The sequence below is a fragment of the Candidatus Methanomethylophilaceae archaeon genome, assembly GCA_017524805.1.
Lineage (GTDB): Archaea > Thermoplasmatota > Thermoplasmata > Methanomassiliicoccales > Methanomethylophilaceae > Methanoprimaticola.
Map to the genome: position 1 here is coordinate 1 of JAFXUX010000046.1, position 25,002 is coordinate 25,002.

A 25,002-nucleotide genomic window follows, 5' to 3' on the forward strand; every position below is an offset into this window, starting at 1 on the left:
CATGATCACCGGTACCTCCCAGGCTGACGCCGCCATCATCACCTGCTCCGCCATCGAGGGGCCCCAGGCCCAGACCAAAGAGCACGTCTTCCTCGCTACCACCCTCGGTATCAGGCAGATCATCGTCGCCATCAACAAGATGGACGCCGTCAAATACGATGAGGCCAAGTACAAAGAGGCCGTCGAGGGAATGAAGAAGCTCTTCATGATGATCGGATTCAAGCCCGACGCGATTCCCTTCATCCCCGTTTCCGCTTACATGGGAGACAACATCAAGACCATCTCCGCCAACACCCCCTGGTACAAGGGACCCACCCTCCTCCAGGCTCTGGATGGCCTCACCGTCCCCAAGAAGGAGACCGACAAGGCTCTCAGGCTGCCCGTTCAGGACGTCTACACCATCACCGGTATCGGAACCGTCCCCGTCGGACGTGTCGAGACCGGAATCCTGAAGCCCAACCAGAAAGTCATGTTCGAGCCCTCCCACGTCTCCGGACTCGTCAAGTCCATCGAGATGCACCACGAGCAGATGCCCCAGGCCGTTCCCGGAGACAACGTCGGATTCAACGTCGGCGGAGTCGCCAAGAACCAGATCAAGAGGGGAGACGTCGCCGGACCCGTCGATGCGCCCCCATCCGTCGCCAAGACCTTCACCGCTCAGATCATCGTGCTGAACCACCCCTCGGTCATGACCGTCGGATACACCCCCGTGTTCCACGTCCACACCGCCCAGGTCGCATGCCAGCTCATCGAGATCCAGCAGGCCCAGCGCGCAGGCAAGAAGCTCGAAGACCTCAGCTTCCTGAAGAACGGTGACAACGCCGTCGTCGTCTTCAAGCCCACCAAGCCTCTCGTCATCGAGCCCGCAAAGGAATTCGGGCCTCTCGGAAGGTTCGCCATCCGCGACATGGGACAGACCGTCGCTGCCGGTGTGTGCGTCTCCGTCGAGAAAGCCTGAAAGTGATGCACATGTCTCAGCGTGCAAGAATCTCCCTGAGCGGAACCGACCCCAAGCTGGTCGACGGCGTCTGCGCCCAGATCAAAGGGATTTCCCAGAGAACCGGCGTCGACATCCGCGGTCCCGTTCCCCTCCCCACCAAGAAGCTCAAAGTCCCCTGCAGGAAGAGCCCCGACGGAGAGGGAAGCGAGACCTGGGACCACTGGGAGATGCGCATCCACAAGAGGCTCATAGACCTCGATGCCGATGAGCGCGCCCTCAGGCAGCTCATGAGGATAAACGTCCCTGACGGCGTCAACATCGAGATCGTCCTCCGCAGCGCATAAACGATCCAAACTGTGGGAGGGATTCCCTCCCCTTTCTTCTTCTGAATTTTTCAAAACGGATAAATCGCCGTTGCGCATCGCTTATCCCCATGAGAAGCGATGCGGTCAAAAAAGGCATAGACAAGGCTCCGGCCAGAAGTCTTCTGAGAGCAGACGGCCTGGGCGACGAGGATTTCGGGAAGCCGTTCATAGGCATCGCGAACTCATGGAACGACATCGTCCCCGGCCACATACATCTGAACGAGATCGTCGAGGCCGTAAGAGAGGGGATAATCGAAGCCGGCGGGAAGCCCTTCGTGTTCGGCGTGCCCGCGGTCTGCGACGGGATCGCCATGGGCCACAAAGGGATGAGATATTCGCTAATCTCCAGGGAAGTGATCTCGGATTGCTGCGAGGTCATGGTCGAAGGCCATGCTCTCGACGGCTGGGTCGGCGTCAGCAACTGCGATAAGGTCACTCCCGGGATGCTGATGGCCATGGGGAGGATGAACGTCCCCGGGCTGATGGTCACCGGAGGGGCCATGGAGGTCGGCAGGGACGGCGGCAGATCGCTGGATCTCCAATCTGTGTTCGAAGCCATCGGAGCATACAGCGCCGGGACCATGGACGAATCCGACGTCAAGAGGATCGAATGCTCCGCATGCCCCGGAAGGGGGAGCTGCTCCGGGCTTTTCACCGCGAACACCATGGCCTGCCTCACCGAAGCCCTTGGGATAAGCCTCACCGGCTGCGGAACCTGCCTGGCGGATGACGCGAGGAAGATAGCCATCGCCAGAGAGACCGGGAGAAGGATCGTCGAGCTCGCCAAACGCGACATCAAGCCCAGGGACATAGTCTCCAGGGAATCGTTCCTGAACGCGATCCGCGTGGATATGGCCATAGGCGGATCCACCAACACCGCTCTGCACCTTCCTGCAATATCCAAGGATTTCGGGTGCCCCGTGACCCTGGAGGATTTCGATGCCATATCCAGGGAGACTCCCCACATAACCAGCCTCAGGCCCGGCGGACCTTACAGCATCAAAGATCTTGATGTCGCCGGCGGAGTCCCTGCGGTGCTCAATGTCCTCAGGGATTCGCTTATCGACGTCCCCACAGGCAGCGGCAAGAGCATTAAGCAGATAGCTTCCGAAGCCTCGGTGAAGGACGGAGAGGTCATCAGATCCAAGGACAACCCGTTCCATGCTGAGGGCGGGATAGCCGTCCTCAAAGGGAACCTGGCTCCGGAAGGGTCTGTCATCAAGCAATCTGCGGTCAGCCCGAAGATGATGAGGTTCAGCGGGAAGGCCAAGGTCTTCGACGGAGAGAAAGATGCCGCCGATGCGATCATGGGCGGGAAGATAGTCCCCGGCGATGTCGTGGTCATCAGATACGAAGGCCCCAAGGGCGCCCCGGGCATGCCCGAGATGCTGTCTCCCACCAGCCTCATAGTCGGCAGGGGTCTGGGCGAATCCGTGGCGCTCATCACCGACGGAAGGTTTTCCGGGGCTTCCAGGGGAGGCGCAATAGGCCATGTTTCCCCTGAAGCATATGCAGGAGGTCCGATCGCCGCTCTGAAGGACGGGGACATCATAGACATCGACATCCCGGCCAGGAAGCTGGAGGTTAGGCTCCCTGACGCTGAGATCGCCCGCCGCCTGTCCGAAGCCAAGAAAGTGGACAGGCCGGTCACAGGCGTCCAGAAGAAATACCGCAGCCTGGTATCCAGCGGCGCGGACGGGGCTTATCTGGGCTGACCGCGGATATGAGCATCTTCGCCAGATCCGACCCCGAGCGCGATACGGCAGTGATGTTAGGGGACCCCAGGAAGGCCATCCTGGTCACTGTTATTCCCTTTTTCATATCCATCGTCGCCGGCCAGATCAACATGCTGGCCGACCTCGCATGGTGCTCCGCGCTCGGGTCGGAGAGCGTCAGCGCGATCCAATCGGTGACTCCGCTGTATTGGGTGATATTCGACGTCGGCTTAGGCATCGGCCTTGGATGCAACGTCATCATCGCGCATCGCATAGGGTTCGGTGATAGGGAAGGAGCGAAGAGGATAATCGCCCAAGGCGTTGTCCTGTCGATCGCCATAGCCTTCGCTCTCGCGCCTCTGGTGTATCTGCTGATATCCCCCATGCTTTCGTTCATGGGCGCTCCGGAGCTCATAGCCATGAGCACCCAATATCTCACGCCCATAATCATTTTCAACGCGTTCCAAGTGCTCTCGCCTACGCTTTCCGGTTTCCTCAGAGGGGAGGGAGCGTCGAACAAATCCAATCTGGCCCTTCTCATCGGAACTTTGGTGAACATCGCCTTGGATCCGATATTCATATTCGCTTTGGATATGGGGGTCTCAGGCGCCGGCCTTGCCACCGCGATGTCCACCGTCACTTCTGTATCCGTGATGCTTTACTTCTATCTCTCGCGCAGAACCACGATTCCTCTCACCTTCAAAGGGTACCGCTTCGACCGCAAGGACATGTCGGAGATACTGTATCTGGGCATGCCCAAGATGGCCGAGATGTTTCTCATGGACGCTATGGATGCGCTCAACCGCACCTTCCTCATCGTCTGCGGAGGCATCGATGCCGTGACGCTGTTCTCGGTTCCGTTCCGCGTCGTCATTCTCGTGGCCATGGTGCCGAATTCATTCGCGATGGCCATGACTCCGGTCGTCTCCGCCAATCTTGGGGCCGGGAAACCCGATAACGCTGTTTTCGCGTATCGCATGTGCATGAAGTATGCGCTGGGGATATCGGTGATCCTCGTGGCGCTGTGCATAATATTCGCGCACTATCTGATGCTGCCGTTCACCGTATCCGATTCGATGGAAGCGCTCAGGCCGGAGCTCGAGACAGTCCTCCGCATATCGGTGCTTATGGCTCCGACGATGTCTGCGGCGATGATATGCAGCGCGATGATGCAATCGATGAAGAAGCCTTTGGCAGCGCTCGCCGTCACAACCATACGTTCTGTGGCGACCACCGTGTTATTCGCTGTTCTGTGCGTCACGTCGGTGCCGATCATGTGCACAGGGATGGTCGTGGCAGGGGTGATTGCGGCTGCGGTGGCTTTGACACTTGTCAGCAGGTACGTCAGGAAACTGCCCGGATATGCGGCGCCCAATCGACGATTCGAGACGAAAACCTGGTCTTGAATAAGTTGAAGAGAAACTTATGATAGCTTTAATTACAGGGACGGCTTGGGCCATCGCGTGTCAAGGCGTTCGATGTTGTCTGCTATCATAGTTGTGGCTGTCCTAGCTTTGGCTATGGCGGCGATGGAATGCGATGCCTCGGACGATCGGAAAAACTATGGCCCCATGGAACAGGGAAATCCTTTGGGCAACCCCCCGGCGGATAATTTCCAAGCGATGGGCAATAGGGTTTCCGAGCCTTTAGGCCATCCGCCAGCGATGGATAACGGCAAACCGAAAGAGCCTGCGCACGACGGCCCGGTCTTAGTATTCGACGCATCGGGGATACCGCTCCATGAACCGGATAGGATCAGAGGATTCGCGGATGCCCTGGAGAAAAAAGAAAGGATGGACGATGAAAACCATTCTTTCGCGATACTAGATCCTTCAGCGGACCCGAACCGCGGCGATGCTCTGCTCAAGACGTTGGAATCGATGGGATTCCAGGTGGTTTCTAGCGTCCAAGAGATAGGAAGCCAGTATTCTTTGCTGGAGATATCGGCTGATGTCGATGCCAGCAGCGCAGCTCTTTACAGATTCCTCCAATACATGGATTCCAGCGAGGCCGAGCTTTGCGACCTGATATACAGCATGATAAGGGAGATGGAAGGCCGCTCCTCTGACGAGAGGTCTGCGTTCCCATCGCGCGAGGACGAATCGCTGGTTCCCGACGTTTCGGATTCCTCTGTGGAAGGCGAGGATGATAGGGACGAATCAGAAACCGTCTATGTCGATCTGATGCGGCCCTCCGCCGTTGATGTCTATCTTCGTGCCCAAGTTTTCGACGGCGGTACCTTCTTTTCACTGTGATCGCCAATTGGATGCCAGCGTGCAGCCGTTGCGATCGCGTTTTTTTCGGCCATTTCGGCTCAACAGTAACGGACAGATCCGCTAATTCCATCATCATATCATAAACCCTTTAAAAAAATCAAAAGAAGGTAAGAATGGGAATGTCAAACAAATCATTGGCCCTTGCAGCCATACTGGCGGCGATCGCCATAATAGCCGTTGCCGCCTTCGCTTTAGCAGGGAACGGCAATGGGGACGATGGCACATCGATCTCCCTTGATGCATCCAGCGTATCCATGGAAACCGGCGATACCAAATCTCTGACCGCAACCGTAACCCCCAGCACCTGGAAAGGGACCGTGAATTGGTCTTCTTCCGACGAATCCGTAGCCACGGTTGATTCCTCAGGCAAGATAACCGCAGTGTCAGCGGGAAAGGCGACCATAACGGCCAAGGCCGATTCCAGCAGAGCGACATGCGAAATCATCGTAGCAGACGCCAGTGTGCCGACCGCCGCCATCTCATTGAGCAGCGGGGTTTTGTCGCTTAATGTCGGGGATACTGCAACTTTGACAGCCGCAGTCACTCCCAGCGACTCTTCCGACGTTCTGACCTGGAAATCCTCCGACATTTCCGTCGCGACGGTATCGTCCGATGGGAAGGTAACCGCGATCGCGGCAGGGTCGGCGACCATAACCGCGACATACGGCTCTGTGAGCGGGGCCTGTGAAGTCACAGTCAATCCAATCACCGTCGAGACCGATTCGATCTCTCTCAGCGATTCTTCCTCAACTTTGAGCGTAGGCAAGACTCTGACTCTGGCGGCTGCCGTAATGCCCAGCAATTCCACGCAGCCCGTATCATGGGTGTCCTCCGACGGTTCCGTCGCGGTAGTTTCGTCCGATGGGAAGGTAACCGCTATCGCAGCGGGAACAGCGACCATAACCGCAACCTCTGGAAGCCATTCGGCGACCTTCGATGTGACAGTCGTGAAAGATTCATCATTGAGCGTCCCGTCCATAGACGGGCTCACCATAACATGCAAGTCAGGGACCGCGGACATAGTTGCCTATTCCCTAGATTCTTCGACCGGAGAATACACAGTCACTTTCGGCGCCATATCGGAGAATACCGAATACACAATGGAAGGGAACCTCAACGGAAACGTCGTCATCGACGTCGACGAAACCGAGACTTATGATTTCACCCTGAATCTCAGCGGCGTCAGCATAAGGAGCGAAGTCGAGTCCCCGATAGTTATCTATTCCGGCGACAACGTCGACATATCCGCCTCCAAAAACACTATCAATACCATAACTGACGCCCGCGAAGCCGTCGATTCGGACGTCGAGGGAGTTTATTCCGGGGCGATACATTCCAAGGTCGATCTCAAACTCAAAGGCAAAGGGACTCTTACCGTCACTTCCGAGAACAACAAAGGCATCCACAGCAAGAACGACCTCGAAGTGAAGAACCTGACCCTGACCGTATCGTGCATCGACAACGCTCTCAAGGGCAACGACAGCGTCACCATCACTTCCGGGACGATAACTCTGTATGCCAGGCAGGGAGACGGTATCAAGACCTCGGATTCCGACACCAAGATCAAGAGCGATGGAAGCACCGCTCAGAGGGGCATAGTGACCATCAACTCCGACGACGGGAACACCAGCCTGACCATATATGCGGCATGCGACGGAATAGATTCGTCTTATGACGTCGTGATATGTGAGACAAAAGGCAATTCGCTGAGTCTGAACATCTATACGGATGCCTATTACAGCGGCGCCGAGACCGTATACGACAGCTCCGACGATACGTTGTACCTCAAGGTCCCGTCCGGGCTGTACAGCAGCTCATACACGTACTATGCGCAGTTCTCTGACGGATCCTCCACCGAATGGGTCAAGGCTTCGTATCTGAAGGCCGAAACCGGCGGGACGGGATTCATGGGCAGAACCACCGCCTATTACTACTACACCCTGGAGAAGCCTTCCGACGCTGCCAAGGTCACGCTTTACATCTACAGCGGCACCCCATCGTCCGAGGCCTCTTCAGACTGGAAGTATTCCTCATCGCAATACAGCCTGAACTCCGCCAAGGATATGCTCGTCCTGTCCAGCTTCGGATCGTCTTCAATCAACATCTCCCTGGGCTCATACTCCGCCTCCAGCGGTTCCGGTCCGGGCATGGGATGGATGCAGGAGGGCAACAGCAACAAGACCTCCTACTCCGCCAAAGGGATCAAGGCAGCCAATTCCATCTCGATAGAAAGCGGGACCATCGCCGTATCCGCCGGTGATGACGCACTCCACGCGAACCATGATGATGCCATCGACGCCGACACCAAGGACAGCTATGGGTTCGGAAAAGGAGACATCACCATCAGCGGAGGAGATATCACTCTGACCAGCAACGATGACGGCATCCACGCCGACGGGACACTTACGATAACCGGCGGCACAATAGCCGTGAAGAATAGCTACGAGGGTCTCGAGGGAGGGACGATAGACATCTCCGGCGGGAGCATAACGATATCGTCCATTGACGACGGCATCAACGGGGTCGCCACCACCAATGAGGACAGGGGCACCGTCACCGCCGTATACGGTTACGTCAGGATCTCCGGAGGATACATCTATATGGTCGCGGGAGGGGACGGCATCGATTCCAATTGCTCCTTGGCCGGCGGCCTGACGATCTCCGGCGGAAAGGTGGTAGTGATTTCCACCAGCTCCGGAAACTCCGCGATCGATTCCAATGCTACGTACAAGTACTCCGGCGGTTACGTGCTCGCCATCTGTCCCCGCGGCATGACACAGGAAATGTCCAATGTAAGCGGCGGCGTTTACAAAGCAGCTTCCGGCAGCCTGTCCGCTTCGACATACGTGAAAGCGGATTACGGATCCGATGAGACATTGGTGGTCAAGATGCCGGTCAGCATAAGCAACGCATACGTGTTTGCGCTGTATTCCAGCGCCCCGACCATAACTGTATCTTCGGACAGCAGCTATGCCCTAGATTCCAACGGCGTATACTGGTCGTCCTGATCGCATAGCCTTTTAGCTGGGGGACTTCCCCCAGTATCTCCATAAAATCGATAATCTGAACCTATGTTTGCTCCGCCTTTTTAAAACCAACGTTTAAATATCACATATAAAGTAGGGGGCATCCAGTGGGCTGGTAGATCAGCTGGAAGATCGCTTGCTTTGCAAGCAAGAAGTCGCGCGTTCAAATCGCGCCCAGTCCACCACTGCTTCTTCGAAGTTCGTCTGAAATCGGCGCAATTTTTTAATCTCCATTGTATTGACGGCGCATGGAACTCTTTGAATATGCGATAGTCGACGCGCTGATCCTCTTCGCAGTGGCGGCGGTCTTCGCATACATCCCCTTTCGAATAAACGAGAAGCCCTCCGCGAAGAGTTGGAGCTTGGTTCTCAGCGCCGGGCTGATGATGGGCGTCCTATTCTTCATGATGATACCGGAGGCTCTGGAGCACGGAATATACAGCGGGGTTTCTGTCGACGAATGCATGAACTATATTCTGGCGGGGTTCCTGATGGTTCTCCTTCTGGGGTATGTGCTGTTCGTCTTGGAGAGGAATTCCAAGGAGAACAGCGTCAGATCCCTGTGGATCGGGTTCTGCGTGGACGTTTTCATCGACGGCATCGTAATCGCGGCGGGACTTCTGGCCGGCGGGAGCACAGGGATCGTGGTCTTGTTCGCAATGTGCATGAACAAAGCCACAGAAGTTTTCGCGCTCTCCACCCAGATAGTTTCGAATGCTTCCCACGATTCGGCCAAGAAAATGATGGTGATCTACGTCATTCTGAATCCCATCGCGGTGATGGTAGGCTATTTCGGCCTTTCCGGCGGCCCAGGAGACATCACAAGCCCCGCGCTTTGCTTCGCGTCCGGGATATTCATGTACGCCGCTCTCTCTGAGATGGTGCCCCAGACGTTCGAGGGCGACGGCAGGTTCAATTACAGGACCATCGCGGTCTTCTCGGCGGGGATAGCTTTGGCTTTGCTGCTGAAGCTGGTTACTGATGGTATGTGAGCGGTTCATCCGCTGGAAAAATCAGAAATCAGGGCCGGGGCATCCCCGACCCTGGAAAACGGTTTCAGTCGAATTTTCCGACGACGGCTTTTATGCGTCTGATGCCGGCCGCGGAACTCTCTTCCTTCTTGATCTTGAATCCCTGCAGTTCGGCGGTGTTCTTGACGTGGGGGCCGCCGCAAATCTCGCAGGAGACGTCGCCGATGGTGTATACCTTGACCATCTCGCCGTATTTGTCGGTGAACACGCCGATCGCTCCGCGCTTTTTGGCCTCTTCGTAGGTCATCTCCTCGCAGACCACAGGAATGGCGGCTTTGATCGCGTCGTTCACGTATTTCTCGACTTCGGCGAGCTCTTCCGGGGTGCATTTCCTGTCCAGGTTGAAGTCGAACCTCAGCCTGTCCGCGGTGATGTTGGATCCTTTCTGCTGGATGTCCGGGCTGACGAATTTCCTCAGGGCGGCGTTCAGGAGATGGGTGGCGGTGTGGAGTTTGGTGGTCTCCTCGCTGTGGTCCGCGAGTCCGCCTTTGAACTGCTGCTCCGCGCCGGATCTGGACGTGCTCTGGTGGGTCTTGAACCTGCTGTTGAAGTCGTCCATGTCCACTTTCAGGCCTTTCTCGGCCGCCAGCTCGACGGTCATCTCGATGGGGAATCCGAACGTGTCGTACAGCTTGAACACGTTCTCCCCCTTCATCACGTCGCCTCCGCCGTTCTCGGCTACCATCTGGTCGAACCTTCTGAGGCCTTTCATGACGGCTTTGTGGAACTTGAGCTCCTCGTTGTTGATGTTGGTCAGGATGAATTCCCTGTTCCTTTCCAGTTCAGGATAGGCCTTCCCGTATTCTCCGATGATGCCCTCGGCGATCTTTTCCATGAAAGGCTCCTCGTACCCGAGCTTGGACATGTATCTGCTGGACCTTCTGATGAGCCTTCTGAGGATGTATCCCTGGCCGACCTTCGCCGGGACGACGCCGTCGCCGAGGATGAACGTGGCCGCTCTCATGTGGTCGGCGATGATCCTGAAAGACCTGGTGTCGTCCGGGTTGGCGCCGTATTTCTTGCCGGATATGGCCTCGATGTTGCCGATGATACCCTGGAAGAGAGGGGTGTCGTACACGGTCTCCTTTCCGTTGAGGATCCTGAGAATCCTTTCCAGTCCCATTCCGGTGTCGACGTTCTTCTGTTTGAGCGGGGTGAACTTTCCCTCCGCGTCTTTGAAGTACTGCATGAAGACGTTGTTCCAGATTTCGGTGTATTTCCCGCAGTGGCATGACGGCCCGCAGGAGGCGCAGCATTTCGGCCTGCCATCGTCGAAGAATATCTCCGTGTCAGGCCCGCAGGGTCCGGTCTGGCCGGCCGGTCCCCACCAGTTGTCCTCTTTCCCGTAGAAGAAGATCTGGTCGTCCCTCAGGCCGTGGCTCTTCCATATCTCGGCGGTCTCCTCGTCCCTGGGGATGTTGCCCTCTCCTGCGAACGCGGTGACGGCGAGGCTGTTGATGTCCATTCCGAGGACTTCGGTCAGGAACTCGAAGCTGTAGCCTATCGATTCCTTTTTGAAGTAGTCGCCCAGGGACCAGTTCCCGAGCATCTCGAAGAAAGTCAGGTGGCTGGCGTCCCCGACCTCGTCGATGTCGCCCGTCCTGACGCATTTCTGATAGTCGGTGAGCCTCTTTCCGGACGGATGCTTCTCCCCGAGGAGGTAAGGGACCAGAGGGTGCATTCCGGCGGTGGTGAAGAGGACCGTGGGATCGTTCTCTGGGATGAGCGAAGCAGAGCTTATGTGGGTGTGGCCTTTCGATTCGAAGAAGCCGATGTATTTGTCTCTCATTTCTTGGGCGTCCATAATGCGCACTCCATCGATTGGGCATGCCAATGCCTACCATTATAATAAATTATAAGGGATTGAGGCGCCGGAGCCCTTGTCAGGGGGAACGGCGCGATGCCGCCCTGAGAACGCAGGCTTCGGCCGGGCCGGAGTCTATCTCCACCCTTATCCCGACGTTTCTCAGCGTTTTCCCGGGCATATCGCCGATTTCCGTGACGATGACGCATCCGCAATCCCCCAGGGACGAGACCAGGGATTCGATGTGGCCGCGGTGGCTTTCCCCGGAGACGTCTCCGCCCCTTTTCACGGTCACCTCCCCTATGAATTCGCAGGCCCTGCCGTCGGATCTGAACAGCGAGAACTTGGGTGCGTTCCCGAACCCGCAGTCGGCGTTCTTCCCGTCGGAGGTCGCTACCGCGTATTTGTCCGCATCCCTTTCTACGGAGGCCTCTATCGTCACCGGCTTCGGCCCGCAGCCCCCGGAGCATCCTCCCAGGCGGACGAATTCCTGCGATCTGTCCTCGCCCAGAAGCCCGATCGCATCCGCCCTGCAATGCCTGCAATGGCGCATCATGCGCGCGTCCAGGGAGCATTGGTCCATGAGGTCCTTCCTTTCCTTGGGAGTAGGGGCGCGGCGCCCGGCGAACGGGGTCCCTTCCACCGGTATCAGAGGAAGGATGTTGACGATGTACGCCCCCATTGACTTCACTTTTTTCACCAGATCGGGGATGTGGCCGTCATTGATCCCGGGGACCATTACGACGTTGATCTTCACCGTCATGCCGAGGCCGACGCATTTCCCGATGCCTTCCAGCTGCTTTTCCAGAAGCATTTCGGCGCCTTCCCTTCCGGTCAGCTTCCTGCCTTCCCAGAGGACGGACCCGTAGATCTCGGCGCCTATGTCCGGATCGATGGCGTTCATGGTCACCGTGACGAACCTTACGCCCAGAGAATACAGTCTTTCGGCGTTCTCCGGCAGGGCCAGACCGTTGGTGGATATGCAGAGGGTGAGGTCGGGGAACTCCTTTCCGATGAGCTCCAGAGCGCGGAATGTGCTTTCGTTGGCCAGAGGGTCCCCCGGCCCGGCTATGCCTATGACCCTGAGCTCCGGGATTTTTTCTTTGACGGTGCGGACCTTGGCGACCGCTTCTTCGGGGGAAAGGACTTCGCTGGTGACCCCTGGGCGGGATTCGTTGGAGCAGTCGTATTTTCTGTTGCAATAGTTGCATTGGATATTGCATGCGGGAGCTACCGGGATGTGCATCCTGGCGAATTTGGTGTGGGCATCCTCGCAGAAGCAGGGATGTTCCGACAGCGCCCTCCTGGCATCGTCCTCGGTTTTCATGCCTCAGAGATGCCGAACGCCGATAAAGATATGTCCATGCCGGCGATGCTTGCATATGGACTTCGTCAAGGCCATAATGTCGGACCTGAACAGGAATCTGGCTTCCAGCAAGCCTTCTCTCATGGAAATGGAGCAGTCCGGGGACTACACATACAGGCTCAGGGACGGCACCGTGATAGACGTCGGCGAGGAGCAGTTCAGGAGGCTCTGGGACATATGCGATGACTCCCAGAGGCTGCGCCTCCGCATCCCTATCTATGTATCTACGGACACTTCGGGCGAGGTGAGCGCATGGAAGGTCGAAGGTAGCGCCGAAGCCGCCGTCGTAGCCAAGCTCCTGGGGAAGCCTACGTTCAGGGACGACAGGGTCCGCCTATACAATCCCGATCTGAAGGATCTGAAGAAGCTCATTCCGGACGCTTATATGGTCGTGTTCACGCCGTGAAGGAAGAGGATCCCGCGCCCGGAAGCGCGGTAAAGGTGTTTCTCAGGCCGCTATGGATGCGGCTATGGCATCGGCCAGGGTTTTGGCGTCCGATGCGGAGTAGGAATTGTCGTTGATTCTCAGCTGGACATCGGTGAAGCATCCGCCCTTGTATCCGGTCATGTACAGCATCCAGAAGCCTCCCGAGGGATCGCGGTGGACTATGAACCCGTATCCGTCCTCGAAGGAGGAGAGATCTATCCTGGGCGCTTCCGCATAGGAGTCGTCTTTCTCGTCGTATTCTGTCTTTTTGGCGCTGAAATCGGTGAAAGCGTTCGCGTCGGTGCTGTACCTGATGAAGCGTTTGTTCTCGGAATCCACGATCTCAGCGAATCTTTCGTCGGCAGACGATATGGTGAAGGGGGCTCCGGCGTATGCGTCCAGCAGGGACAGACTCAGGGCCTCGGCGCATGCTTCGGCGGATACCGAGGATGCGGACGGGTAGATCGCTTCCACGAATCTCTCTATGTCCGCTTCGGTCATCGACGGTCTCTTGAGTATCTGGAACTCGACGACGCAGTTCTCGATGTATCCGGCGAATTTGAGGCTGCAGAATATGGTCGTGTCCGATTCTCCGTGGGTGTTGACGTAATATCCGCAGGATTCGGTGAGGCCGTTGGAGAACGGGACTTTGGTGTAGACGCCTCCTCTGAAGTCATTGCCTATCTTTTCGTTGTATCCTTTCGCCAGGGTCTCATATTTCTCCTTGGCGTCGCTAGCTATCGTGTATTTCACGTAGTAGGAACCGCCGCTGGAGGTCACGCCGGCCTTCTGGGCGCCGCTGTCCGCGTCGATCGCGTAAGGGATCTCGGAATATCTGTTGCCGGAGTCGTTGAGCTCCTCTCCCATGATGGAGAAGAACCTTTCCGCCAGGGCTTCGGCATCGATGTCCGATTCCACCGGATCAGGCTCGGGGCCGACGGATCCGCCCTTGGCATCCAAGTAGTCCTGGTAGGTGCAGACGGTGGTCATGTCGGTTCTGACGTCGAACTTCCCGTCCGCGACTATATCGGTGCTGTTCAGATAGCCCAGGTATTTGTCCACGATCATCTGCAGATAGTCGTCGCATTCCTTCTGGCTGATCAGGTCCGGATAGAACATCGACGTGGCATACATTATCCTCGCCGGAGTGGGCATGGACATGTTGAGGAAGAACATGCTCTCGAACTCGCTGGATTTCCTCAGGATATCGATCTTGCTGTTCTCCCAGAGTTCTATCGGATCCACAGCGGTGAAATCGCAGGTGCGGCAGTTCAGGATGCTGTCGATCTTTCCGTTGTAGATGGTGACGGCTTCCACGTCCTGGAGCTTGGTGGATCCGTTGCCTTCCAGCTGGGCGGCGTCCAGACCTCCGGCCTGCAGCCCTATCTTGGTGTACTGGGATTCCTTCTGGGATATGTAGCTCCACATGCAGAGGGCGATGAAGCTGATGCGGTCCTCGTCCTCCATTTTAGTCACTTTGTGCTCGATCTCCGCGAACATGTCGTGGCAGTCCGCATAGTACTGGCTGGCCTTCTCGCAGTATTTTGTGTTGGCCCCGCAGAGGAACCCGACGATCGCCGTGGCATCTATGGAGTGGACGGGATCGGTGCATCTCAGATATATCGCAGGTATTCCCACTGCGCTGAGGTCGTCTTTGTAATCGCCCAAGGCGGCGTCGTTGTATGCCAGGACGGCCCCTATGGCCTCCCCTTTGGCATGGAGGGCGGCGTCTATGTTCTTAATCTCGGTCCATTCGGCCTGGGACAGAATTCTGGGGGACGTTCCGATGCATCTGGTGAAGCCGTTGTGGTCCGCTTTCCAGAAGCTGTTGACGTAGGAGCTCTGGTTCGCCACGTATCCGATCATCTTCTCGTCGCCGTCGAAGGTCAGCAGCAGCTGGACCATGTCGGGGTTGATGGCTACGATGTTCTCCAGGGGATAGTCCACGGTGACGATGTTCTTCTTGCCGGTGTCATAGACGTGCTGGTCGAGGAGGCGGACTTTTGTCTTCTCCCCTCTGATCATTTTCTTCACTATCTCGGCGTCTTCGGAAGTGACTTTCCCGTCACCGTCAGCATCCGCATACGGGAATGCGGCGGCTTTGGCGGTTCCGATCAGGCTTTCGATGAGCTCCACGTCCTTCTGATCGATGGTTCCGTCCTCGTTGGCGTTCCCGAAGATCGAGAACGGGATGGGTTCGGCTTCTTTCGCCGTGAAGACGCTGACCGAGCAGGTCGCTTTGAGGCTGCCGCTGTTTGCGGCCGCGGTGATGATGGCATCCCCTTCGGCGACGGCTTTCACGACTCCGCCGCTGACTGTAGCCACAGAGGCGTTGCTGGTCGTCCAGGTTATGTTCCTGTCGGTTGCGTTGCTGGGAGTCAGTATCGCGGTCAGATTCTCGGTTTCCCCCGGAGTCAGGCTGACGGAGGTCTTGTCAAGGGCGATGCCGGTGATCTTTATTTCCTGGTCGGTCACCGTGACCTTGCATGTCGCTTTGTATCCGCCGTTTTCTGTGGTGGCAGTTATATCGGCCGTCCCTACGGAGATTCCTTTTACGGTTCCTCCGTTCACTGTTGCTACGGATGCGTCGCTGGTGGCCCACGAGACATTTTTGTTGGTGGCGTTCGAAGGCAGAACCTCCGCTTTGAGGGATATCGTCTCCCCGACCACGACACCGGTGCTGGGGTCGAGTTTGACCCCCGTCACGCCGACGTCTTTGCCGCCGTCATTCCCGTCGTTCATGAGCAGGACAGCGGCCGCCGCTGCCGCTATTATCACTATCGCAGCGATAATCACGGCTATCATTGCATTTTTACTCATATGTCATCACTTTTTAGATGTAACATTCATGTTATCGACGCCGCCACCGCTCCGACTATCTTTTCGGCGCTTGCGTCGTCGAAAGCCGCATTGTCCATGCGGAGGTAGATCGTCGCGTAGCATCCGTCCTTGACTCCGACGTACTGGATCATCGAGAATCCGCGGTCGGTATTGCCGTAGAATCCGGCTCCTCCGTCGAAGCCGCAGGTCCCGATGGCGATGCGCTTGCCGCCCATGTAGTCCGTGCTGTTCTTCTCCTCGAATTCAGCCTTCTTGGATTCGTATTCGACGGCCGCGCCGGCGTTGTTGTCGTACTGGATGTAGTATTCTTTTCCAGGGCCGGCTGTTGTGCTCATGATCTTGGCCTTCATGTCGTCGCTGTCGGAGCTGATGGCATACGGGCTTCCTTTCATGGCGCTGAGCAGTGAAAGGTCGAACTTTTCGGCCGATTCGATGGCGGATACGGATCCGTCCATACCCCATGCTGCGGACAGGATATTCTCGAAGTCGCTCTCGGTCAGGGCGATTCCCGTCTTGGCCAGATGGATTTCGGCCAGGCATTCTTTGTAGTATCCCGCGTAATAGAACGAGCCGATCTTGTATCCGCCGGAACTGTCCGGGACGTTGACATAATAGCCTATGCCTTCCGTGAATCCGCTTGGAGTCTCTACCTTCTGGTATGTTCCGCCCATGCCGGACTGGGTGCCGATTTTGCCCTCATATTCCGCTTTGATGGAGTCGAACTGGGCTCCGGCGTCCTTGTACAGCTTGTATTTGACCTGGTACTTCCCGCTCGACGGCACGACAGACGCTTCCTGGTCGTTGCTTCCCTCCGCTATGGTGTAGGGGGTTCCGTTGTATCCGGAGAAGTCCATCTCGCTCAGGAAGCGGTTGGCCATAGTGACGGACGATATCTCGGAAACCACGCCGCTGTCGGGTATGTCTCCGCCTTTGGAGTCGAGATAGTCCTGATAGTCGATGAGGGTGAACATGTCGGTCTTCACGTCGAAGCGCCCGTCGGGCGAGATTTCGGTGTTATGGAGATAGGACATGTACTTGTCCACGACGTTCTGGAAGTATCTGTCTGCGGCATCCCCGCTGATTATGCTCGGATAGAAGAGGGATGCGACGTAGACCACCCTGCAGGAGATGGGCATGGACATGTTCACCCACACCATATCCTTGTAGTGGCTGCTCTTCTCGATGTACCTGACCCCGGAATCCTCCCAGAGCTCGGCGGGGTCGACGACGTCGCAGTCCGCGGTCCTGCAGTTCAGGATGTAATCGATCTTGTCGTTGTATTTGGTTATCGCCTCGGTGTCCTGGAGACGGACGGAGGTGTTGCCTGCCAGGCCGCTCATCTCCCTCCCTCCGGCTTCGGTTCCGATGTTGGTGTACTGGGATTCCGACTGGGCGATGTAGCATACCATGCACAGCGCGATGAATCTCTTTCTGTCCTCGTCCGGAACCTCCATCACGGCGTCCCTCACATCTTCCACGGTGCTGCGGCAGTCGTTCGCGTATGCGCGCGCTTTGGCGGCATGGTCCGGGCCCATGAGGGCGCCGAGGAGGACGGCCGCATCGAAGGAATAGACAGGATCGGTGCATCTGAGGTATATCAGAGGGAATCCGACCCTGAGGATGTCGTCTTTGTAGTCTCCGAGAGAGGAATCGCTGTGGACCACGATCGCTCCGATCTTGCTTCCCTTGGACTGGAGCTCGATGTCCAGGTTCTTGATGGCGGTCCAGTCGGCGGCGGACAGATATCTGGCGGTGCTTCCGATCTGCTTCGTGGTCTTGTTGTGGGTGACTTTGTAGAATTCGTTGGGATAGTTGTCGACGTTGGCGACGAATCCTGCCACCTGGTCGTCCGCGTCTATCATCATGGTGAGCAGAAGCATGTCTGCGTTCTGCGTCACTATGTCTTTCAGGGGGTAATCCACGGTGACGTATCTGGTCTCTCCCGCAACAAGATAATAGTGGTCGATGAAAGTGACCTGGGTCTCTTCCCCGGCGATGATCTTCCTCACGATTTCCGCGTCTTTATCGGTTATTTTTCCGTCTCTGTCGGCGTCGGCGTAAGGGTACGCGGCCGCTTTTTTGTCTCCGATCAGGCTTCTGATGAGGTCCAGATCCTTCTGGTCGATGGTCTGGTCCTCGTTGGCGTTGCCGAAAATGGACAGGGTTATCGGTTTCGCTTCTTTGGAGGTGTAGACGCTGACTTCGCAGGTCGCTTTGTGGCCGCCGCTGCTGGAAGTGGCCGTGATGACTGCGTTCCCGTCGGCGACGGCGGTGACGGTGCCATCGCTCACTGTCGCGACTTTCGGATCGCTGCTGGTCCAGGCAACTTTTCTGTCGGTGGCGTTGCTGGGGGTGAAGATGACGCTCAGCTTCTCGGAGCTTCCGGAAGCTATTTCGAGGGTCGTATGGTCGAGGGCGATTCCGGTCACTTCGATGGCATGGTCGGATACGGTGACCGCGCATGAGGCTGTTTTTCCGCTGTCGGCTGTTGTGGCCGTGATGACGGCCGTCCCGGCCGAGATGCCTTTCACGGTCCCGCCGTCCACTGTCGCCACGGATGCGTCGCTGGTCTTCCAGCTTACGGATTTGTTCGAAGCATTCGAGGGAAGGATTTTCGGTTCCAGGACATAGGTGCTTCCGACCGTGAGCCCAGCCTCCGATTCCATCTGGATCCCGGTGACTTTGACGTCTTCGGATCCGTTCCCATTGAGCATGAAGAACGCCGCGCCGGCTATGGCCGCTATCGCCACAGCCGCGGCTATTAACGCTATTACGCTTGTTTTCATGGGATATCGTTCCTTTATATGTGTTGGAGTATAAAGTCTGCTGTCCTGCGCCCATATTAAATAGGGGCGTTTGCATTGGATGCGTAGTCCAATGACCGACGGCCAATACGATTCCCAGAAAGAGGAGTACAAAAGCACTGTCTCCCGCAAGATATCCATCATAATCGGATGTCTCGTTCTGATGGTTGTAGTGACGCTTATATCGGCTTCCGTGGGGACGGACACCGAATTCACGAAGACCGTCCAGGTCATATGGGACCACCTCATGGGCAATACGTATCCCGTGAGGTCGCAGGAATGGTGGGATGATTACTATATCTTCAATAATATCCTGCCCGGAGTGATCATGGCTGCCATCGCCGGAGCGGGCCTCGCCCTCGCCGGAACCGTCATGCAGAGCATAATGGAGAACCCCCTTGCGGACGCTTACACCACAGGGATATCCTCCGGAGCCTGCCTCGGAGCGGTGACCGCCATCATCATGGGGTTCACATATTCCACTGCGGCATCCGGGGCGGGGATTGTGGTCAACGCCTTCGTCGGATCTCTGGTCCCGGCCATAGTCATAATCTTCATGATACGCTGGATCGGCAACTCCCCTGCAACGATCATTCTGGTCGGTACGGCCCTGACGTTCTTCTTCAATTCCATGGTCACGCTGGTGATGATAACCGCCAGCGCAGAGAGCCTGCAGGACGCTTACATCTGGCAGGTCGGAAGCGTTACGGGCGCGTCCTGGAGCCAGATCCCTCTGATGCTGGTGCTGACCGTGCTTTCGGCGGTGCTCGTCCAGCTTTCGTCCAGAAAACTCAACATAATCTCTCTGGGGGAGAACAGCGCGAAGAGCCTCGGCCTCGACGTGGCCAGATTCCGCATGCTGTGCGTCGTGCTCACTTCCGTGCTGATCGCGTCCATAATCTCGTTCACCGGCGTGATAGGCTTCATCGGCCTGGTGGCTCCGCACATCGTCCGCTATCTGATCGGAGGGGACAACAGATTCGTCGTTCCCGGATCCATCCTCATGGGCGCGACGGTGCTGGTCCTGGCCGATATGGTGTCCCGCCTTCTCCAGGACTTCGGCAATGTGCCTCTCGGAGTGGTCATGTCGTTCGTCGGCGCGCCGATATTCCTGTATCTCATCGTCCGCAGGAAAGCTCAGAAGGATGTGTTCCGATGGCTGGCAAAGAGGATTACTACAGGATCGTGCGCCGCAAATGGGCTTTCGTCGCGATGATATGCGTAGTCATAGTCATCGCCCTGATCCTGTCCCTTTCGATAGGGATTTACGATCTCAGCTTCGCCGACTGCTACAGGATCCTGATCGAGCATCTGACGGGGAACATCACGGATGAGTACGAGGACGACATCGTCATGAACACCAGGCTCCCGATCGCGGTATTCGCGGTCATAGTCGGGGCGGTGCTGTCCGTGGGCGGAGCCGTGATGCAGTCCCTGCTGCGCAACCCTCTGGCGGACCCGTATACGATGGGAGTGTCGTCGGGAGCTCTTCTCGGCGCATCGCTGGCGATCATAGGCAGCTCATTCTTCCCGATGTTCGGCGAGCGCTGGGCCACGGTGATAATGGCCTTTATGTTCTCCCTGATACCTGTCTCGGTCATCCTGATCCTGTCCTTCCGCAGGAGGATCACGCCGACGAAGGTCATCCTGATAGGGATCGCGATGATGTACATCTTCCAGGCCGTGGTCTCGCTGATCATGATCACGGCTTCCGAGGACACTCTGTCGGACATCTATTCCTGGAGGGTCGGAACGCTGTCCCTCACGAAGTGGGATACCATACCCATACCCTTGGCCATCGGCGCCGTCTGCATAGCATTCCTTTACTATCACAACAGGCGCATAAACGTCATGATGGCCGGGACCAACTCCGCCCATTCGATGGGCGTGGACCCGAAGAGGACGATCCTCACGGAGATAACCGTGGTCTCGCTCATGACGGCCGCCGTGGTCAGCTTCACCGGAACGATAGGGTTCGTGGGGCTTGTCGGGCCGCATATCGCCAGGCTGTTCGTGGGCTCCGAGACCAAGTATCTGATCCCAGCTTCCGCCGCGTTCGGGGGATGCTTCCTTCTGATCGCGAACTGCATCGCCAGGGTGTCGGGTACGTACGGGCTTCCGGTGGGAGTAATCAGCGCCATCATAGGCTGTCCGCTGTTCATTTTCATACTGATCAAGATGCGCAGGAAGAGCGCATGGAATTGAGGTGTCGCAATGAGACTGATAATCGACGGAATAGAATTCGGGTACTCCAGCGCCCCAGTTCTCAAGGACATCACGCTGGATGCCAGCGGCCCGCAGCTCCTGTCCATCATCGGGCCGAACGGGGTCGGGAAATCCACGCTCATACACTGCATAAACAGGATCCTCTCTCCGAACAAGGGGACGGTATTGATAGACGGGGACAGGGTGGACTCCATCTCCCTGAAGGATCTGGCCAAGAAGGTAGGCTACGTGCCGTATTCGGCCAACGACGCTTTCCCCCTATCCGTCGTGGACACCGTCATGATGGGCCGTCATCCCCATGCCACCTACAAGTCCCTGGACAAGGATCTGGACATTGTCTACGATACTCTGAGGCTCCTCAACATCGAGGATCTCGCCCTGAGGTCTTTCGACGAGCTCTCGGCAGGGCAGCATCAGAAGGTCATGCTTGCCAGAGGCCTCGTACAGGAGCCCGAGATCCTGCTTCTCGACGAGCCCACGTCCAATCTCGATATCAAGCACCAGATGGAGGTCACCCGCATCCTCAGGGGGCTGTCCCAAGAGAAAGGGATTCTGATCATAATGATCAGCCACGACCTGAACATCGCGGCGAAGTATTCGGATGCCATGCTGATGCTTGCCAAAGGCTCGATTTTCGCCATCGGAACGCCTTCCGAGGTTCTGACCAAGGAGAACATCAAAGAGGTCTACGGCGTCGATTCCGAGGTCATAGACAGCCGCGGCAGACCCCATATAATCATGCTCGACGACGAGTTCGACTCGCAGCAGAAGACCCTTGCCGACGGCACATATGCGATGAACAGAAGAGCCGATCGACGTCTATACTCCATTTAAATATGGATATGCTTTACGCAGACTTGGATTCATTATCCAAGGGATACGATGAAGAAATCGAACATCGCCATTATGGCCGCAGTAGCCGTGGTGATCATAGCGATTATTGCTGCAATGTTCATTTGGAACGGCAACAGCGGGAACGATGACGGCAAAGTGAAAGTCACCGGCATCGACATCGCCCAATCGTCTCTGACCATCCAGGAAGGTAACTCTGCGAACATCGAATACACTATTTCTCCTTCGAACGCAACCAATAAAACCGTCGTCTGGACCACCAGCAACGACAAAGTAGCCACCGTCACCAACGGAAAAGTGACAGGGATCTCCGCCGGGACAGCGAAGATCACCGCGAAGACCAGCGACGGCGGTTTCACCGATTCCATCGATGTCACCGTGACCGCATCCCAGGTAGCAGTGATAGGGGTCATCCTCGACAAAACGAGCATTGCCATCGAAGCGGGATCCACGTCGACAATTGTGGCCACCGTCCAGCCCTCCAATGCGGCCAACAAGGCCGTCACCTGGGCCACTAGCAATTCGGCTGTCGCCACCGTCGCCGACGGAGTCGTCACCGGAGTGGCCGCCGGAACAGCGACCATCACCGCCATAACCGTAGACGGCGGCAAGACCGCTACCTGCAATGTCACCGTCTCCAAGGCAGTGAGTCCGGGATACGCGCCCACCAACTACGTCAACGATTTCCTCGCCAAATACGACGGATCCTTCGGGGACTTCGAAGTCAAGGAGACCGGAGACGATTACGTCGCCCTCGCCACCAAAGGCAACCTCAAGACGAGGATTGACGGATACGACCCCAACGCATTCAGGGAGTCCAACATCCTCGTCTACGGATACAGCAGCGAGGATGCTGCCAAAGCCGCGTTCAACGAATTCCTTGCGAACAGCAAGAACGGATCCAAGGGCGAGACCGCGCTCTCCCAGACCGACAAAGTCGGCATGGCTAGCAATTTCGCTACCGTAAAGGACTACAGGGCCTCCGGAGCCTCCGCTTTCGGAGCCGACGCCGCCTACTACCTCTACGGATCTTATTACAAACCCGGAGAGGGCGGATACGGATACACCCAGTGCATCGGCGCGATCCAGGACGGAGACAAGGTCATCGTTTTCAACGAGACCAAGGACTGCGACCTCTATTACAGCCTGCCCATCCAGGATTCCTCTTACGCGGGAACAGACTGCGTCAGCCAGGCCCAGTACGAGCAGATCCTCATGGATTTCTCCAAGGCGTTCTGCGATCCGACCTATGTCCCCGTGGTTTCCGCTCCCGTGGCCTACGTCAACAATTTCCTTTCCAAGTACGACTGCTTCTTCGGAGACCTCAGGATCACCGGGACCGAGGGCAACTGCGTGACCCTTGCCACCGACGGCAACCTCAGGACCAGGATCTCCGATGCGGCCGAGCCCGACAGGACCAGGGAAGCCACCCTCTACGTCTACGGATACGGCAGCGATGCCGATGCCAAGGCCGCGTTCAGCGAATTCCTCGCGAACAGCAAGAACGGATCCAAGGGCGAGACCGCGCTCTCCCAGACCGACAAAGTCGGCATGGCGAGCAGCTTTGTCACCGTCAAGGACTACAGGGCCTCCGGAGCCTCCGCTTTCGGGGCCGACGCCGCCTATTTCCTCTACGGATCCTACTATAAGGCGGCCAACAACGGTTACGTCCAGTGCATCGGTGCCATCCAGGACGGAGACAAAGTCGTCGTCTTCAACAGGACCATCGACAACGACCTGTACTGCAACCTCCCCATCCAGGATTCCTCTTACGCGGGAACCGACTGCATCAGCCAGGCCACCTATGAAGACGAGCTCATGAAGTTCGCCAAAGCATTCTGCGACCCGTCCTATGTCCCCGCGGTTTCTGTCCCCGTGGCATATGTCAACGATTTCCTTTCCAAATACGACGGATTCTTCGGAGACCTGAAGGTCACCGATGTAACCGATAACTGCGTGACCCTCGCCACCGACGGCAACCTCAGGACCAGGATCTCCGGAGCCGCCGATCCCGAGAAGACCAGGGAAGCCACCCTCTACGTCTACGGATATGGCAGCGAAGACGCCGCCAAGGCCGCGTTCAACGAATTCCTCGCGAACAGCAAGAACGGATCCAAGGGCGAGACCGCGCTCTCTCAGACCGACAAGATCGGGATGGCCGACAAATTCGCCACCGTCAAAGATTACAGAGCCTCCGGAGCCTCCGCTTTCGGGGCCGACGCCGCCTATTTCCTCTACGGATCCTACTACAAGGCGACCAACAACGGTTACGTCCAGTGCATCGGAGCTATACAGGACGGGAACAAGGTCGTCGTATTCAACAGGACCATCGACAACGACCTGTACTGCAACCTCCCCATCCAGGATTCCGCTTACGTCGGAAACGACTGCATAAGCCAGGCCTACTACGAGGACGAGCTCATGAAGTTCGCCAGGGCATTCTGCGACCCCACCTTCACGCCCGAGATCGCATCCTTCGACGATGCCATCCTCAAAGTCTACGGGAACGCGGACGGGAACATGGTCATCGACAGGTACGACATCAACGTAATCAAATCCTATATCGGAAAGGCCGCCAACGATTCGAACAAGATGGCCGACGCCAACAACGACGGCAAAATCGATGCCGAGGACGTCGCGGTGGTCCAGAAGATCATAGCCCGCGAGCCCACCCACATCTGGCACGCCAATTTCCATGACAAGGACGACAACGGTACGATGGATGTCGTCATCGTGGAAACCCAGTTCCCCGTGGATTCCATCCTCATGACCGGGTCCTCCAACGCGTTCATGCTCATGTGGATGCTCGGCATCACAGAGGAGATCAAGGGAGCGAGCTACTCCGCCACCTCCGTGGACAAGTACTTCAAGTACTACCTCGACACCACGAAAGTGGAGAAGGTCGGAACCTCCTCCACCACGATCCCCTTCGAGAACGGTGCCGTCGGATCCTCCAACATAATCGCCGAGAAGGGTGTCACCACCCTCATCACCGACTGGAACAGGACCTACATCACCAACTGGCAGGACTACGAGAACGCCGGAATCGACGTCGTCAGGATTTCCGCCGCCGCAGTCGAGATGGATCTGTTCGCGCACAGCGCCCTGCTCGTCGGCCTCCTCATGGACAGGGCCGACAGGGCCGTCGATCTTGTGATGTTCTATTCGGGAGCATATGACCAGATCAACGCGAAGCTCGCCGGCCTCTCCGAGGCCGACAAGGTCCCCTTCATCGCCTCGAGCATGACCGGATACATCTCCGTCGGGGACTCCGACTACAACAACGTCGGGCGCCTCGCAGGAGGGGTGTACGCGCTCGAGAGCATGGA

General features: G+C 57.1%; 16 protein-coding genes and 1 tRNA gene. 13 read left to right on the forward strand and 4 right to left on the reverse strand.

Annotated elements, in window-relative coordinates; all coding sequences use genetic code 11:
• From IKP20_09080 to IKP20_09115, 8 genes are all read left to right on the forward strand, one after another.
• Positions 1–958 (forward strand): elongation factor 1-alpha (locus tag IKP20_09080; protein ID MBR4505098.1); only part of this gene is annotated, 958 nt, incomplete at its 5' end.
• Positions 959–969: 11 nt separating this feature from the next.
• Positions 970–1,284: a 30S ribosomal protein S10 gene (rpsJ, locus tag IKP20_09085; GenBank protein MBR4505099.1), complete on the forward strand. Its 315-nt coding sequence runs from the start codon at positions 970–972 to the stop codon at positions 1,282–1,284.
• A gap of 89 nt (positions 1,285–1,373) precedes the next feature.
• Complete coding sequence (ilvD, locus tag IKP20_09090) at positions 1,374–3,020, forward strand: dihydroxy-acid dehydratase (protein ID MBR4505100.1); 1,647 nt, start codon at positions 1,374–1,376, stop codon at positions 3,018–3,020.
• A gap of 8 nt (positions 3,021–3,028) precedes the next feature.
• Positions 3,029–4,426, forward strand: a complete 1,398-nt coding sequence (locus IKP20_09095; protein MBR4505101.1) for an MATE family efflux transporter — start codon at positions 3,029–3,031, stop codon at positions 4,424–4,426.
• A gap of 258 nt (positions 4,427–4,684) precedes the next feature.
• On the forward strand, positions 4,685–5,275 hold the full coding sequence (locus IKP20_09100; GenBank protein ID MBR4505102.1) for a hypothetical protein: 591 nt from the start codon (positions 4,685–4,687) through the stop codon (positions 5,273–5,275).
• A gap of 134 nt (positions 5,276–5,409) precedes the next feature.
• Positions 5,410–8,304 (forward strand): carbohydrate-binding domain-containing protein, encoded by a 2,895-nt coding sequence (locus tag IKP20_09105; GenBank protein ID MBR4505103.1) that lies wholly within the window; start codon positions 5,410–5,412, stop codon positions 8,302–8,304.
• A 127-nt stretch (positions 8,305–8,431) separates the two neighbouring features.
• Positions 8,432–8,507, forward strand: a tRNA-Ala gene (locus IKP20_09110).
• A gap of 63 nt (positions 8,508–8,570) precedes the next feature.
• Complete coding sequence (locus IKP20_09115; GenBank protein ID MBR4505104.1) at positions 8,571–9,314, forward strand: ZIP family metal transporter; 744 nt, start codon at positions 8,571–8,573, stop codon at positions 9,312–9,314.
• Between the two features lie 64 nt (positions 9,315–9,378).
• On the opposite strand, the gene IKP20_09120 is transcribed toward IKP20_09115, so the two are convergent.
• Complete coding sequence (locus IKP20_09120; protein ID MBR4505105.1) at positions 9,379–11,157, reverse strand: alanine--tRNA ligase; 1,779 nt, start codon at positions 11,155–11,157, stop codon at positions 9,379–9,381.
• Between the two features lie 79 nt (positions 11,158–11,236).
• Positions 11,237–12,484, reverse strand: a complete 1,248-nt coding sequence (gene nifB / locus IKP20_09125; protein ID MBR4505106.1) for a nitrogenase cofactor biosynthesis protein NifB — start codon at positions 12,482–12,484, stop codon at positions 11,237–11,239.
• Between the two features lie 55 nt (positions 12,485–12,539).
• On the opposite strand from nifB, the gene IKP20_09130 reads away from it, so the two are divergent.
• Entirely contained in the window at positions 12,540–12,929 is a 390-nt protein-coding gene (locus IKP20_09130; GenBank protein ID MBR4505107.1) for a DUF61 family protein, read from the forward strand.
• Positions 12,930–12,971: 42 nt separating this feature from the next.
• On the opposite strand, the gene IKP20_09135 is transcribed toward IKP20_09130, so the two are convergent.
• Positions 12,972–15,770, reverse strand: coding sequence for an Ig-like domain-containing protein (locus tag IKP20_09135; GenBank protein ID MBR4505108.1), 2,799 nt, complete (start codon positions 15,768–15,770; stop codon positions 12,972–12,974).
• Positions 15,771–15,796: 26 nt separating this feature from the next.
• Positions 15,797–18,577, reverse strand: a complete 2,781-nt coding sequence (locus IKP20_09140; GenBank protein MBR4505109.1) for an Ig domain-containing protein — start codon at positions 18,575–18,577, stop codon at positions 15,797–15,799.
• Positions 18,578–18,668: 91 nt separating this feature from the next.
• Between IKP20_09140 and IKP20_09145 the strand changes: the two genes are divergently transcribed.
• From IKP20_09145 to IKP20_09160, 4 genes are all read left to right on the forward strand, one after another.
• A complete protein-coding gene (locus IKP20_09145) occupies positions 18,669–19,811 on the forward strand; it encodes an iron ABC transporter permease (protein MBR4505110.1) in 1,143 nt (380 codons plus the stop codon).
• Positions 19,751–20,800: an iron ABC transporter permease gene (locus IKP20_09150; GenBank protein ID MBR4505111.1), complete on the forward strand. Its 1,050-nt coding sequence runs from the start codon at positions 19,751–19,753 to the stop codon at positions 20,798–20,800. The genes IKP20_09145 and IKP20_09150 overlap by 61 nt, the downstream gene beginning before the upstream one ends.
• Positions 20,801–20,809: 9 nt before the next feature.
• On the forward strand, positions 20,810–21,655 hold the full coding sequence (locus IKP20_09155) for an ABC transporter ATP-binding protein (GenBank protein MBR4505112.1): 846 nt from the start codon (positions 20,810–20,812) through the stop codon (positions 21,653–21,655).
• 48 nt (positions 21,656–21,703) lie between these two features.
• The coding region (locus IKP20_09160; GenBank protein ID MBR4505113.1) for an Ig-like domain-containing protein at positions 21,704–25,002 on the forward strand (3,299 nt) is incomplete at its 3' end.

Bases quoted from the DNA above. Each gene is read 5' to 3' on its own strand.
- rpsJ (MBR4505099.1), top strand. From the start codon at position 970: ATGTCTCAGCGTGCAAGAATCTCCCTGAGCGGAACCGACCCCAAGCTG.
- ilvD (MBR4505100.1), top strand. From the start codon at position 1,374: ATGAGAAGCGATGCGGTCAAAAAAGGCATAGACAAGGCTCCGGCCAGA.
- IKP20_09095 (MBR4505101.1), top strand. From the start codon at position 3,029: ATGAGCATCTTCGCCAGATCCGACCCCGAGCGCGATACGGCAGTGATG.
- IKP20_09100 (MBR4505102.1), top strand. From the start codon at position 4,685: ATGGATAACGGCAAACCGAAAGAGCCTGCGCACGACGGCCCGGTCTTA.
- IKP20_09105 (MBR4505103.1), top strand. From the start codon at position 5,410: ATGGGAATGTCAAACAAATCATTGGCCCTTGCAGCCATACTGGCGGCG.
- IKP20_09115 (MBR4505104.1), top strand. From the start codon at position 8,571: ATGGAACTCTTTGAATATGCGATAGTCGACGCGCTGATCCTCTTCGCA.
- IKP20_09120 (MBR4505105.1), bottom strand. From the start codon at position 11,157: ATGGACGCCCAAGAAATGAGAGACAAATACATCGGCTTCTTCGAATCG.
- nifB (MBR4505106.1), bottom strand. From the start codon at position 12,484: ATGAAAACCGAGGACGATGCCAGGAGGGCGCTGTCGGAACATCCCTGC.
- IKP20_09130 (MBR4505107.1), top strand. From the start codon at position 12,540: ATGGACTTCGTCAAGGCCATAATGTCGGACCTGAACAGGAATCTGGCT.
- IKP20_09135 (MBR4505108.1), bottom strand. From the start codon at position 15,770: ATGAGTAAAAATGCAATGATAGCCGTGATTATCGCTGCGATAGTGATA.
- IKP20_09140 (MBR4505109.1), bottom strand. From the start codon at position 18,577: ATGAAAACAAGCGTAATAGCGTTAATAGCCGCGGCTGTGGCGATAGCG.
- IKP20_09145 (MBR4505110.1), top strand. From the start codon at position 18,669: ATGACCGACGGCCAATACGATTCCCAGAAAGAGGAGTACAAAAGCACT.
- IKP20_09150 (MBR4505111.1), top strand. From the start codon at position 19,751: ATGGCTGGCAAAGAGGATTACTACAGGATCGTGCGCCGCAAATGGGCT.
- IKP20_09155 (MBR4505112.1), top strand. From the start codon at position 20,810: ATGAGACTGATAATCGACGGAATAGAATTCGGGTACTCCAGCGCCCCA.